Origin of the sequence: Streptomyces sp. NPDC059092 (assembly GCF_042756365.1) — a bacterium.
GTDB lineage: Bacteria > Actinomycetota > Actinomycetes > Streptomycetales > Streptomycetaceae > Streptomyces.
The window spans coordinates 107,267-119,854 of record NZ_JBHZEJ010000003.1 but is presented as its reverse complement, the minus strand read 5'-3'; the positions used below and the strand labels follow the sequence as shown (position 1 = coordinate 119,854).

11 protein-coding genes are annotated in these 12,588 nt (G+C 72.2%); 5 read left to right on the top strand and 6 right to left on the bottom strand.

The window, feature by feature from the left end; translation table 11 throughout:
• Nucleotides 1-264: 264 nt before the first annotated feature.
• Nucleotides 265-1,173: a helix-turn-helix domain-containing protein gene (locus ACFXPL_RS03100; RefSeq protein ID WP_384911518.1), complete on the top strand. Its 909-nt coding sequence runs from the start codon at nucleotides 265-267 to the stop codon at nucleotides 1,171-1,173.
• A 16-nt stretch (nucleotides 1,174-1,189) separates the two neighbouring features.
• Here the strand turns inward: ACFXPL_RS03100 and ACFXPL_RS03095 are convergent, their stop codons facing one another.
• The 3 genes from ACFXPL_RS03095 to ACFXPL_RS03085 all read right to left on the bottom strand — a co-directional run bounded on the left by ACFXPL_RS03095 (nucleotide 1,190) and on the right by ACFXPL_RS03085 (nucleotide 4,767).
• Nucleotides 1,190-2,107: a S1 family peptidase gene (locus ACFXPL_RS03095; protein ID WP_384911515.1), complete on the bottom strand. Its 918-nt coding sequence runs from the start codon at nucleotides 2,105-2,107 to the stop codon at nucleotides 1,190-1,192.
• 649 nt (nucleotides 2,108-2,756) lie between these two features.
• Nucleotides 2,757-3,923, bottom strand: a complete 1,167-nt coding sequence (locus tag ACFXPL_RS03090; protein ID WP_384911512.1) for a serine hydrolase domain-containing protein — start codon at nucleotides 3,921-3,923, stop codon at nucleotides 2,757-2,759.
• A gap of 286 nt (nucleotides 3,924-4,209) precedes the next feature.
• The gene (locus ACFXPL_RS03085; protein WP_384911510.1) at nucleotides 4,210-4,767 is read right to left on the bottom strand and encodes a CGNR zinc finger domain-containing protein; all 558 of its coding nucleotides are present in this window, start codon (nucleotides 4,765-4,767) and stop codon (nucleotides 4,210-4,212) included.
• 61 nt (nucleotides 4,768-4,828) lie between these two features.
• Here ACFXPL_RS03085 and ACFXPL_RS03080 point away from each other — a divergent pair, with 61 nt between their 5' ends.
• From ACFXPL_RS03080 to ACFXPL_RS03070, 3 genes are all read left to right on the top strand, one after another.
• Nucleotides 4,829-5,113: a hypothetical protein gene (locus ACFXPL_RS03080; RefSeq protein ID WP_384911507.1), complete on the top strand. Its 285-nt coding sequence runs from the start codon at nucleotides 4,829-4,831 to the stop codon at nucleotides 5,111-5,113.
• A 76-nt stretch (nucleotides 5,114-5,189) separates the two neighbouring features.
• Complete coding sequence (locus tag ACFXPL_RS03075; protein ID WP_384911505.1) at nucleotides 5,190-5,471, top strand: YkvA family protein; 282 nt, start codon at nucleotides 5,190-5,192, stop codon at nucleotides 5,469-5,471.
• 128 nt (nucleotides 5,472-5,599) lie between these two features.
• Nucleotides 5,600-7,342 (top strand): alpha-amylase family glycosyl hydrolase, encoded by a 1,743-nt coding sequence (locus tag ACFXPL_RS03070; protein WP_384911502.1) that lies wholly within the window; start codon nucleotides 5,600-5,602, stop codon nucleotides 7,340-7,342.
• Nucleotides 7,343-7,406: 64 nt separating this feature from the next.
• Here ACFXPL_RS03070 and ACFXPL_RS03065 read toward each other — a convergent pair whose 3' ends face one another.
• The gene (locus tag ACFXPL_RS03065) at nucleotides 7,407-8,387 is read right to left on the bottom strand and encodes an NAD(P)-dependent alcohol dehydrogenase (RefSeq protein WP_384911824.1); all 981 of its coding nucleotides are present in this window, start codon (nucleotides 8,385-8,387) and stop codon (nucleotides 7,407-7,409) included.
• Between the two features lie 113 nt (nucleotides 8,388-8,500).
• Between ACFXPL_RS03065 and ACFXPL_RS03060 the strand changes: the two genes are divergently transcribed.
• The gene (locus ACFXPL_RS03060; RefSeq protein ID WP_384911499.1) at nucleotides 8,501-9,136 is read left to right on the top strand and encodes a TetR/AcrR family transcriptional regulator; all 636 of its coding nucleotides are present in this window, start codon (nucleotides 8,501-8,503) and stop codon (nucleotides 9,134-9,136) included.
• Between the two features lie 7 nt (nucleotides 9,137-9,143).
• Here the strand turns inward: ACFXPL_RS03060 and ACFXPL_RS03055 are convergent, their stop codons facing one another.
• Nucleotides 9,144-10,565 (bottom strand): RICIN domain-containing protein, encoded by a 1,422-nt coding sequence (locus ACFXPL_RS03055; RefSeq protein ID WP_384911496.1) that lies wholly within the window; start codon nucleotides 10,563-10,565, stop codon nucleotides 9,144-9,146.
• A 1-nt stretch (nucleotide 10,566) separates the two neighbouring features.
• Nucleotides 10,567-12,492 carry a family 43 glycosylhydrolase gene (locus ACFXPL_RS03050; protein WP_384911493.1) on the bottom strand — a complete coding sequence of 642 codons (1,926 nt, stop codon included), beginning with the start codon at nucleotides 12,490-12,492 and terminating at the stop codon, nucleotides 10,567-10,569.
• Nucleotides 12,493-12,588: the final 96 nt, after the last annotated feature.

The following is a 12,588-nucleotide window of genomic DNA, read 5'->3' as shown; positions in this document are numbered from 1 at the left end:
ATCTCTCCCGTGGTCGGCCTCGCGAAAGCGGGCACGGAAAACACGCGAAACGGAGCGCGGGGAAGTATGCCGCCAATCGGAAGTTCGCCGCCACCCGGCGACGAACAGGCCTTCCCAGCAGGTATTCCGTGGTCCTGAACGGAAAAATCCTCGCAGGGAGGAACGCGGGAAGTGCCCTTTTCCCGGGCGGCAATCGGGCACGCGCGGGCGCCGGGCGGCCCCGCTGCTCCGGGCCGGCGACCGCCGGCGGGTAACCTGCGTCGCATGTACGAGGAGCGGGCGTCGCGGCTCGACGGCGCGATCGTCTGGACCCGGACGGTGACGGTGCCGCGGTCACGGCCGTCCATGGCGGACCTCGGGCCCGGTCCCGGGGCCGCCCCCTACCCCGTACTCCCCGACGGCTGCATGGACCTGCTGTGGATCGACGGCAGGCTGCTGGTCGCGGGGCCCGACACCCGCGCGTACGTCCCCGAGGGCATCGAAGGACCGCACTGCGCCGGGGTGCGCTTCGCGCCCGGGACCGCGCCCGCGCTCCTCGGCGTACCGGCGCGTGAACTGCGCGACCGGCGGGTCGAGTTGGCCGACCTCTGGTCACCGGCGAAGGCACGGGCCCTCACGGAACGTGTGGCCCGTGGCGTGTCCGCGACCGACCCGGCCACCGCGCTGGAGGCGGCGGCGCTCCGGTGCGCCGCCGGGACCGGTCCGCCCGACCCCCTGCTGCGGGCCGTCGTCGCCGGGCTGAACGCGGGGCGTACGGTCGCCGCGACCGCCGACGCCGTCGGCCTCGGCGCCCGGCAGCTGCACCGCCGCTCCGTGGACGCCTTCGGCTACGGCCCGAAGACGCTCGCCCGGGTGCTGCGGCTCCAGCGCGCGCTGGAGCTGGTACGGCGCGGTGTGCCGTACGCCGACGCCGCGCTCGCCGCGGGCTGCGCGGACCAGGCGCATCTCGCCAGGGAGACCCGCGCGCTCGCCGGGCTCAGCCTCCGCGCCTACGAACGCGCCTACGCGGCGTCGGACGTACGGCGAGCCGGGCGCGATCCCGCCGGCGGAGAGGGGACGGACGGAACGGACACGGCGGGCCGCGCATCCTCTGCGCGGCCCGCCGGTCACCGGTGGGGCGAGCACGGGTGTGGGGTCCCCGTGCGGGTCATGCGGTCGTGCGATCGTGCGTAAGGGCCTGCCGGAAGTCCTAGAAGACGCTGACGCCGTACGCGTTCAGGGCCTCCACGACCGGCTGGAAGAACGTGGTGCCGCCGGAGGTGCAGTTGCCGCTGCCGCCCGAGGTCAGGCCCAGCGCCGTGGTGCCGGAGAAGAGCGAGCCGCCGCTGTCGCCGGGCTCGGCGCAGACGTTGGTCTGGATCATGCCGTAGACGATGTCGCCACCGCCGTAGTTGACGGTCGCGTTGAGCGCGGTGACCGTACCGGAGCGCACCCCGGTGGTGGAGCCGCTGCGCCGCACGCTCTGGCCGACCGTGGGGTTCGCCGCGCTGGTGATGTCCTGGTACGAGCCGTTGTACAGGTAGACCCGGCCGTCGGCCGCCGCCGTGTTGGAGTGGCGGATGAGGCCGTAGTCGTTGGTCGGGAAGCTCGTCCCGGTCCGGGTGCCCAGCGAGGCGGTGCCGGCGGAGTTGGTGTACCAGGTGCTGCCGATGTTGGTGCAGTGTCCGGCGGTCAGCGCGTAGTACGTCGAGCCGCTGCGGACGTTGAAGCCGAGGGAGCAGCGGCCGCCGCCGGCGTAGATGGCCTCGCCGCCCGCGATCAGCTTGCTGAACTTGCCCTCGGTGTGCTTGATCGTGACCCCCGCGGCGTTGTCCGCCACGGAGTTCTTGATCTCGGCGATCTCCGCGTCGGAGACCCTGCTGTCGACGGTGACGACGACCTTGCCGGACGCCTTGTCCGTGTACCAGGACGTACCGGCGATGTCGGCCGCGCCGATGGCGGTGCTGGCGGCGGCGAGCTGCGCCGCGGAAGGAGCGGGGGCCGGCGCCGGGGCGGCGACGGCACTCGGGGCCGCAAGCGCGACCGCGGTCACCAGGCCGGAGGCGACGGCGAGGAGCCGGGCTCGTCTGGACACCGCGCTGAGGGGGGAAAGGCGCTTGATGGTCACAACATCCTCCATTGAGTGGGGGAGCTTCGCGGCGCGTCGGGTAAGCGGGCCGCTGGCGTACGACCGTTCACCGCCATTCGGTTTTGGCCGTGAACCTGTCAATCGCACGATGTGAATCCTTGGGTTCGTTTGCTCATCAGGCAAGACCGACTTCTGGACCGGCGGCGCGCGCCCGCCCGGGCGGTCCGGGACCCGGTCGCGGAGCCCCTCGCCGCAGGGCCGGAGCGGCCTGTCCCGCCGCCCCGCCGGGCTTCCGCGAATGAGCTCCTGCAAAGCCCGGGGCGCGGGGTGTCATGACTGGTGACTGACCGTCAGCACCCCTGCTGAGCGGGGCACTCTTCCGTCGACGTCATTTGGCCACGCTGTAGGCCGTCACAAACACACATGGTTCACCGTGGGTGTCGCAGAGGTGACGCAACGGTTCACGGTCGCCCCGGAGTTGCGGCCGAATGGCTGGAATCTCTGCGCGTAGAACGTCCGTTTGGCGGCAGCGTACGGCGAAATGCTCTCGTGATGATCATGGCCGGATCTTTTCGATCCGATGCGGGGGCGGGGACGGAAGCGAGCCGGGCCGCGCTCGGATTCGGCCGGAGGTACGCTCTTGTGCTCCTCGACGATCTGTGCAGCGGGCGGGGTGGAAGGAGTGGGGCTACAGGGTGCTGTACACGGCGTCCAGCAGCGCCGCCTTGCGTGGATCGTCCGCGATGTGCGGGCCCATCAGGTTCATGACGTACCCCACGCCGAGGGACGCCTCCGGGTCGGCGAGCCCGAAGGAACCGCCGAAGCCGTCATGGCCGAACGCCCGCGGATTGGGGCCGTACATGGCGTGCGGGCCGCTGAGCCAGAGCCCGAGGCCGGCCTCCGTGTCATGGCCGAAGCCCGGACCCAGCACCAGGTCCCGGCAGCTTCCCTGACCCTCACGGATCAGTTCGGCGGTCCCGGCGGAGAACACGCGCCGCCCGTCGAGCCGGCCGCCTCCGGCGAAGATCCCGTACAGCGCGGCGACCCCGCGCGCCGTCGCGTGCCCGTTCGCGGCGGGGATCTCGGCCGCCCGCCACGCCGGTGTGTTGGCGTCGGCGCCGCTCATCCCGGGGTTGCCCAGCGCCGCCAGCGCGACCGGCGTGAACTGGGCGTACTGCGCGGCCAGTTCAGGCGTGACCTCGACGGGCGGCTGGATCACCTCGGCGGCGCGGTGTGCCTCCGTCTCCGGCAGCCCGATGGAGAAGTCGAGACCGAGCGGGCCCGTCACCTCCTGGCGCAGGAACGCGCCGGGGCGCAGCCCCGTGATCCGCCTGACCACCTCGCCGACGAGGAATCCGTAGGTCATCGCGTGATAGCCGGACCGGGTGCCCGGCTCCCACCAGGGCTCCGTCGCGGCGAGCCGGGAGGTGGTCAACTCCCAGTCGTAGACCTGCCCCAGGGAGTGCGGCTCGCGCAGCCCGGCCAGCCCTGCCCGGTGGGTGAGCAGCTGCCGCACGGTCACGGACTCCTTGCCGGCCGCCGCGAACTCCGGCCAGTACGCGGCGACCGGCGCGTCCAGGTCGAGGAGCCCGCGGTCGAGCAGCAGATGCGCGCAGAGCGCCGTCGCGCCCTTGGTGGTCGACCACACGTTGACCAGAGTGTCCCGCTCCCACGCTCTGGTGCGCGCGCCGTCGGCCCAGCCGCCCCACAGGTCGACCACGGTCCGCCCCTCGACCCGTACGCTCACGGCGGCGCCCAGTTCGTGCCCGTCATGGAAGTTCCGCTCGAACGCGGCGCGTACGGCGGCGAACCGGTCGTCGCAGTGACCCTGGACGCGCGCTATGAGCTCCGTCATGATGCCCTCCGTCGCCCCGGGCGGGCCCGATGGCCCGCTGTGACCCGGTTGCCCGGAAACGTACCGGCGGGGCAGGGCCGCCGGGAAGACGCCCGCGGACGGGCTTCAGGCGCCGACGCGCTCCCGCACCGCCGCCACGAGGCGCGCACCGGAGGGGAGTTGCCCCCCCGCATCTTGTCGGGCGCGTCGGCGGGCGCGTTGTCCGTCGCGTGGGTGGTGCGGTCACGTGGCTGTCCGAAGGCGCCGGGCACCGGGGCGCGACCCCGGGGGCGCGGACGGTTCGTGGCTATCGGTTGTCTCCGGGGTCCGAGTCCGCGCCCCCGTCCCGCCGCCGGTGCCGGGCCACGGCGTCGTTGTTGGCGCACCGTACGGAGCAGTAGGCGCGCCTGCCGTTGCGAGACGTGTCGACGAAGACCAGGCCGCACCGCGTGCGGGCGCAGCGGCCCAGCCGGGTGTGGCCGGCGAAGCAGATCACATGCGCGAGGGCGGCGGCCGTGACGGCGCGGATGTGGGCGACCGGGCCCAGGGCGGGGTCGGCGTAGTGGAGGTGGGGGGCGTGGCCGTCGTGGACGGTGATGTACGGCTTGCTGGCGGCCTCGGCCAGCAAGCCGTTGACGGTCTCGCGGCGCGGCTCCGGATCCCCCGGCCCGAAACAGGCCGCCAGCCGGTGGCTCCACGCCTCGACCTCGGCCGCCTCCCCGGCGGTCAGGGAGCGCCGGGCGGTGCCGCGCGCGGCGAGCAGCGGCTCCAGGGTCCCGGGTGTGAACGGGGTGCCGGTGGTCGTGGCGTTGACCAGGTCCACGGCGAGCAGGGCGGCCTCGCCGCCGTAGTGGGTGAACTGCATCACCCCACCCTAGCGAATGTAATGGTTGAACGTATCTAGGTCATGACAGCAGCCTGGGTGCATGCGAATACGCTGCGGTGAGGGCGGATGCCCCGACGGGAACCGGTGCGCGGACCGGCACGCGGATCCGGGTGACGAGACGGGCGAGGACCGGTGCGCGGTGTGCGGCCGGTCGGGCGCGGCGGACGAAGCGCGCTGGTCCCTGCTCTCGCGCCATACGACCTCGCAGGGGTTGGTGGAGTACTGCGCCTGCCGCTGCGGCGGCGTGGTGGTCCTGGTCGACGGCGGGTTCGCGAAGGTCCTTCCGCCGCGCGCCCCTGGCCGTACGGGTGACCGCGACCGTTGACCCGGCGCCGGGCGGGTATCCGGACAGACGGGGAGACCCGTTCGCCCCGGAGACCTACCCGAAGGAGGAGAGCGCCGTGAGCGAACTCCAGATCCTCGTCACCGTGGCCGTCCTCCTGGTCGCCCTCACCCTGGGCGTCGCGATCGTCCTGGCGGTCCGGCTCGTCCGGGCCCGGGGCACGCTGCGGAGGGCGGGCCTGCCGCAGTCGAAGAAGTGGCTGTTCTGGGCGGCCCTCGGCTATCTGGTCCTGCCCGTCGACCTGCTGCCCGACCCCGTGTACATCGACGACATCGGGGTGCTCCTGATGGCGCTGCGCTCGCTGCACGCGGACCGCCCGGAGCGGGAGAAGCTCCCGTAGCACTGGGCCGGTGCCGGTGCCGGTGCCGGTGTCAGTGCCGGGCCGGTACCGGGCCGGTGCGGTCAACGGATGATCGCACCGCACCACTAGAGTTTCAGACCGGTTCGATCCCGGCACGAGAGGTACCAGTGACTCAGCACGCGACCCCGGACGGCAGCGCTGACAGCGGTGACAGTGGCGGCGGCCACGGCACGGACGACGGCGGCCTCGGCGCGGGCGGCACCGGCCCGCGCGACTGGTGGCGGGAGTCCGTCGTCTACCAGGTCTACGTTCCGAGCTTCGCCGACGCCGACGGTGACGGCATGGGCGACCTCCGCGGGATCACCGACCGCCTCGGCCATGTCGCGGAGCTGGGCGCGGACGCCGTCTGGCTCACGCCGTTCTACCCCTCCCCGCTGGCCGACGGCGGCTACGACGTCGCCGACCACCGGGACGTCGACCCGCGCCACGGCACTCTGGAGGACTTCCGCGCGCTGCTGGCGCGGGCCCGGGCGCTCCAGCTCCGTACGATCGTCGACATCGTGCCCAACCACTGCTCCGACCGGCACCCCTGGTTCGTCGAGGCCCTGGCCTCCCCGCCGGGATCCGCAGCCCGTGACCGGTTCGTCTTCCGGGACGGCGGGGGCCGGGACGGGGCGGAGCCGCCCGCGGACTGGCAGTCCAAGTTCGGCGGCGCGGCCTGGACCCGGGTCCCCGACGGCCAGTGGTACATGCATATCTTCGCCGCCGAACAGCCCGATCTGAACTGGGAGAACTCCGACGTCATCGCCGATTTCGAGCGCACCCTGCGCTTCTGGCTGGACCTCGGCGTCGACGGTTTCCGGATCGACGTCGCACACGGCCTGCGCAAGGACCTCACCCCACCGCTGCGCGACACCCGCGGCGGCGACACCGCGCCCCTGAACGCGCCGCCCAGCGGCGAGGACCACCCCTTCTGGGACCGCGACGAGGTCCATGACATCTACCGCACCTGGCGCAAGATCACCGACTCGTACGCACCGCCCCGGATCATGGTCGCGGAGGCGGGTGTCAGCGCGGCGAGGCTGCCCCTCTACACCCGGCCCGACGAACTCCACCAGGCGTTCAACTTCTTCCACCTCCGCTGTCCCTGGGGAGCCGACGCCTTCCGGGACGCCGTCGACACGTCCCTCGCCGGCGCGGAGACCGTCGGCTCCCTGCCGACCTGGGTGCTCTCCAACCACGACGTGGTCCGCCACCTCACCCGGTACGCCCTGCCCGAGGGGACCGACACGCGCGCCTGGCTGATGAGTGAGGGCCCCACGCCCCCGCCCGACGAGGTGCGCGGCCGGCGGCGGGCCCGCGCCGCCGCGCTGCTGACCCTCGCCCTGCCCGGTACGACCTACCTCTACCAGGGCGAGGAACTGGGCCTCCCCGAGGTCGCCGACCTGCCCGCCGACGCGCTGCGCGACCCGATGTGGGAGCGCACCGGCCGCACCGTGAAGGGCCGGGACGGCTGCCGGGTGCCGATGCCGTGGACGGCGTCCGGCTCCAGCCACGGCTTCGGCCCCGGCGGGAGCTGGCTGCCCCAGCCGGCCGACTGGGGCACGTACTCCGTCGAGGCGCAGACGGGCCGCCCCGGCTCGTTCCTGGAGCTGTACCGTACGGCGCTGACGGTGCGCCGGGGCTTCCTCGGCGACGAGCGCTTCACCTGGCTGCCGTCGGCCGGGGGCGAGCTGGCCTTCCGCAAGGGCGCGGGGCTGGAGTGCCGCGTCAACTTCTCCGAGGCGCCGCTCCCGCTGCCCGCCGGGGCGGTCCCGCTGCTGGGCAGTGAGGCGCCGGCGCGGGACGAGGCGTCGGGCGCGCTGCTGCTGGCGCCGGACACGGCGGTCTGGCTGGACTCACGGGGGTAGAGCCGGAGCGGCGGGACCCACGCGACGCCGCGCGCGGGTGAGCCGGAGCCAGGGGTGCGGGCGGTCAGATCACGCGGACGACGTGCTTGCCCCGTACCCCTCCGGCCTCCAGCGCGCGGTGGGCCGCCGCGATCTCCGCGAGCGGGTGGACGGTGTCCACGACCGGCCGCAGCACCCCGCTCTCCACATATCCGGTCAGGTCGGCGAAGTCCTGGTGCAGGGGGTTGCCGCTGAAGAACCGGACCCGCCGGGAGCCGTACGCGGCGGACGCGAGCGTGTACGCGAGCGAGGCGGCGGCCCGGTCGGTGTCGAAGGCGATGCCCATCATGCGCCCGCCGGGCGCGAGCAGCCGCCGGTAGGAGGCCGCCTCGCTGCCCACGCTGTCGAAGACGACGTCGAAGGCACCGAGGTCCCGCAGCTCGCCGGGACCGGTCTCGCGGTAGTCGTACGCCTCGTCGGCGCCGAGTTCCCGTACGAGTTCCAGGTTCTTGCCGCTCGCGAGCGCGGTGACATGCGCGCCGTACGCCCGTCCGAGCTGGACGGCGACGTTGCCGACCCCGCCGCTCGCGCCCCGGACGAGCAGCCGCTCACCGGGCCGGACACGGGCCTTGTCGCGCAGGGCGGTGACCGCCGTCGTACCGGCGGGCAGCGCGGCGGCCTCCACCAGATCGAGTCCGGCGGGGGCGAGGGCCACCTGCCGGGGCCGTACGGTCACATACTCGGCCGCGCTGCCCACCCTTCCGCGCGGAACCTCGCTCCTGGGCAGCAGGCCCCAGACCCGCGCGCCGACCGCCGGGCCGGTGAGCCCGGGCCCGAGGGCGGCGACCTCACCGGCGAAGTCGATACCGGTGCGCCGGGGGAAGGTCCGGCCGCCGAGCACGCGCAACTTGCCCGCGCGCATGGCGAGTTCGCCGCCGTTCACACTGGTGGCGTGCACCCGTACCAACAGCTCGCCGGGGCCTGCGACGGGTGTGGGCGCCGTGCCCTCGTAGAGCACGTCCGGGGGGCCGTAACGGTCGTACAGCGCAGCGCGCATCTCGCTCAATGCCTTGCCCATCAGGTGGAGGAAGAGAGGCTAAGTGGAAGAGGTCTTTCACTTAGTCGTCACGCTAACACGCGAACCGGACGACCTCTTCCGCTTGGGTTAAAGTGAGAGACGTGCCCGCCAAACCCTCTCGGATCCTGCGCGCCGACGCCCTCGGCAACCGACTGCGTATCGTCGAGGCCGCCCGCGAAACCTTCGCCGAACTCGGGCTCGACGTACCGATGTCCGAGATCGCCCGACGCTCCGGGGTCGGCGCGGCCACCCTCTACCGGCGTTTCCCCACAAAGGAGTCGCTGGTCACGGAGGTCTTCACGGACCAGCTCGCGGAGTGTGTCGCGGTCGTGGACGACGCCGCGACCGACCCCGACCCGTGGCGCGGGTTCTGCGCGGTCATCGAGAAGGTGTGCGCCCTGCACGCCGTCGACCGGGGGTTCACCGCCGCGTTCCTCACCGCGTTCCCCGGCGCGCTCGCCTTCGAGCGGGAGCGCGAACGCGCCGAGGGGGTCTTCGCCGGGCTGATCCGGCGGGCGCAGGAGGCGGGACGGCTGCGCGCCGACTTCGTCCTGGAGGACCTCACCCTCGTCCTCCTGGCCAACGGCGGTGTCGCCGCGGGGGCCGGTGGCGCCGGGCCGGTCGCCTCCCGCCGGCTCGTGGGCTATCTGCTCCAGTCGTTCCGGGCCGAGGGCGCCACCCCGCTGCCGCCCCCGGCGCCGGTCGGACTGGATCGCTTGTACTGTCCGCAGAGCTGACGGGTCGTCAGGCGCCGCGCTGCCACTGCTGGTTGGCCGACCCCGTACAGGTGTACGTGATGACCTTGGCGGAGTTCTCCGCCGACGCCGAGGTGACATCGAGACATTCGCCGCTCGCCCGCGAGGTCAGCGTCGTGTACCCGCTCGCGTTCACCGCCACCCGCCACTGCTGCTCGGGCGCGGAGCCGCACGCGCGCTGCCGCACGTCGGTGGCGGTCCCGGTCAGACAGAGCGAGCTGTGCCGGGCCATCAACTGCACATAGCCGTCACCGGTGTTCCTGAACCAGAACCGCTGATTGCCGCCGCCGTTGCAGGTGTACTGGGTGAGGGCGACATCGTCCACGATCGACTGGTTCGGTATGTCTGCGCACTTGCCGCTGTGCCGGGCGGCCAGCGTCTCGTACGGCCCGCCCGAACCGGTCACGGTGCCCGCCGCCGTGTCGACGGTCAGCTCGGGGTACCAGTCCATGGTCATCGAGGTACTGGTCGGGAAGGCGAGCGGCAGCCACACGTACCGCGAGTCGTTGACCTTCTGCCCGAACGAGTTGCCCCACCGGTCGCCCATGTAGAGGTACGCCGTCCCCGAGGTGCCCTGGACGGGCAGGACGTACGCGGTCTGGGAGTTGTACGCCGTCGGGTCGCCGACGTTCCGCATCGCGCTCCACGGCCCGGCGAGCGAGGTCGCGGTGGCGTACTGCTGCTGGTTGGGGCTCCAGCCGGTGGCGCCGGACGTCAGCATGAAGTACACACCGCCGCGCTTGAAGAGCGCCGGTGCCTCGCGGTGGCCGCCCGGCCAGGGGTTGGCGACCAGGCTCGCGACACCGGTGTAGTCGGCGGTGAGCCGGTAGATCTGGAGGTCGTAGTTCTCGCGGGCCGCCGACACCATGTAGCCGGCGCCGTCGGTGTCCGTGAAGAGGGTGATGTCCCGCGACATGTGGGTGTCGAGCGGCCGGAAGCTGCCCTTCCAGGTGTAGTCGCCGTCGATCGTGGCGGACGTGGCCACGGCGGCCCGCGCCTGGCTGTAGTCCGTGGCGCTCTCCTTGTGCATCCACATCACGAACCGGCCGGTCGCCGCGTTGTAGACGACCTTCGGCCGCTCGATGTTGGCGGTGGCCAGCTCCGGGTCACTGGCCTGGGTCAGCACATGCCGGCGGAACTCCCAGGTCTTCAGGTCCGCGGAGCGGTACGCCGAGACGTACCGGAAGGTGTTGTCCGTGTTCCGGTTCTCGCCGAACCAGTAGTACCAGGAGCCCACCTTGATGACCCCGCCGCCGTGGGCGTGCACCAACTGCCCGCTGGTGTCGGTGAACTGGCCGCCGTTGGTGACGGAGACCGGACCGGCATCGGCGCCCTGCGCGGCGGTCGCGGGCAGGAAGAGCCCCGCCACCGCGACACAGAGCGCGAGCAGGAACGTACGCACGCGACTCATCTCAGACACGCTCCCTCAGTACGGTGAAGTGCCGTGCGAAGCCCGAGAGTCCGGGCAGTTGGCGGATCGGCGTCCAGGTGCGCAGCCCGTCCAGGCTGTCGCTGTAGTAGTACTTCTGCTCCGCGTAGCCGTCGAAGTAGATCCGCCAGCCGCCGTTGTCCAGCTGGACGAGCGCCGGCCCCTCGCGCCAACTGCCCCAGCCCGCCCAGTCCCCGGTACCGGTGAACGTGTACGGCCCTTCGAGCCGGTCGGCGACGGCGTGTTCCAGGTACTTCGTCGTCTCCTGCTTGGTGATCGCGTGGTACTTGCCGTCGTGCCGCACGACGAACGTGTCGATGTAGTTGGACCGGTCGAGACCGGCCAGCGGCTTCGGAGCCGTCCAGGTACGCAGCGACGCGTCCGTCGCGGTGAGCAGATGCGGCCGGAAGGTGTAGGTGTTCGTCGTGTCGAGCGAGACGACGATGTGCGTACGGCCGTCCGCGTCCACGAACCACTCGGGCGCCCAGGTACGCGCCAGCCCGGCCACCGGCAGGGTGTGGCGGGCGTGGAACTGCCAGTTCGTACGGTCCCTGCTGCGGGCGAACCCGATCGTGTTCCCGGTCCAGTCGGTGGTGTGCGCGATGTAGTAGTAGCCGTCGGTGTGCCGGATCAGGCTCGGGTCGCGGATCAGCCCCGAGGGCGGGGTGTACGCGGGCCCCTTCAGCAGGGTGTACCCCAGCGCGTCCGCCGACTCGTACACGTACATGTTGGACTCGCTGGAGTTGGTGAACGCCGTCATCGTGTACCGCGTCACCGCCGCCGAGGTGTCCGGGACCGGCGCGTCGGCCACCGGCACCCCGAAGTCCGGTGTGCCGTCCGCCTTCCAGCCGAGCGTCTGGATCCGGGTGTGGCGGTTCGGGTCGTCGAGCGGATCGCCGGTGATCTCCTTGTACTGCCGCGCGTGGTAGACGAGGACGTCCGTCCGCCCGTCCTCGGCGACCGTGAACGAGTTGTGGCCGGGGCCGTACTGCCCGTTCGCCGCACTGCTGACGAAGACCGGCGTCGGCGACTTCGACCAGGACGCGGGGTTGAGCAGATCGCTGTCCGTGTCGGCGGTGAGCAGCCCCACGCAGTAGTGGTGGTCGGTTGCGCTCGCCGAGTACGAGACGAAGACCCGGCCGTTCCGCTGGATGACCGCAGGCCCCTCGTTGACCTTGTACCCGACGGTCTCCCAGGCGAACTCCGGTGTGGTGAGCCTGATCTGCGGGCCCTTGAGGGTCCACGGGTTCGCCATCGCGGAGAGGAAGAGACCGCTGTTGTTGTCGAGTCCTGGCTCCTGCTGCGCCCAGGCGAGATAGCGGGTGCCGCGGTGGGTGAAGGTGGTCGCGTCGAGGGAGAAGGTGTCCCAGGCGGTGGTGATCCGCCCCTTCTCCGTCCACGTGCCCCGGAACGGGTCCGGATGCTCGTTCTCCAGCACCCAGATCCGGATCTTCCACACGTCGTCGGCGCGTCCCGCCGCGAAGTAGATGTACCACTTCCCGTCGATGTGATGGATCTCCGGCGCCCAGATGTGCGCGCCCATGTCACCGCTCGTGTGTCTGCGCCAGATCACCGACTCCTCGGCGGTCGACAGCCCGCCCAGGGTGCGGGAACGGCGCAGGACGACGCGGTCGTACTCGGGCGCCGTCGCCGTGAAGTAGTAACGGCCGTCGGTGTGCCGGTGGATGTACGGGTCGGCCCGCCGCTCCACCAGCGGGTTGCGGTACGCGGGCCCCGCCGCGGCCGTACGGCCCTCACCGGGGCCCGCGGCGTGGGGGGCGCCGGGTGCCGGTGTGCGCGGGGCGCCCGGCGCCGCGGCGTGGGCGAGGCCGGGTACGGCGGCGAGGGCGCCCGCGCCGAGCGCCCCTTTCAACAGCAGGCGGCGGCCGGGGACATCACTGCGGCTCATGCAGTCTCCCTTTCCGGGACAGAGGGTCGCGTTCGCAGGGTCGAACACCATCTGTGATTCCGAACGCCGAAACCGTAGAGGCGTGTTACGGGGAGG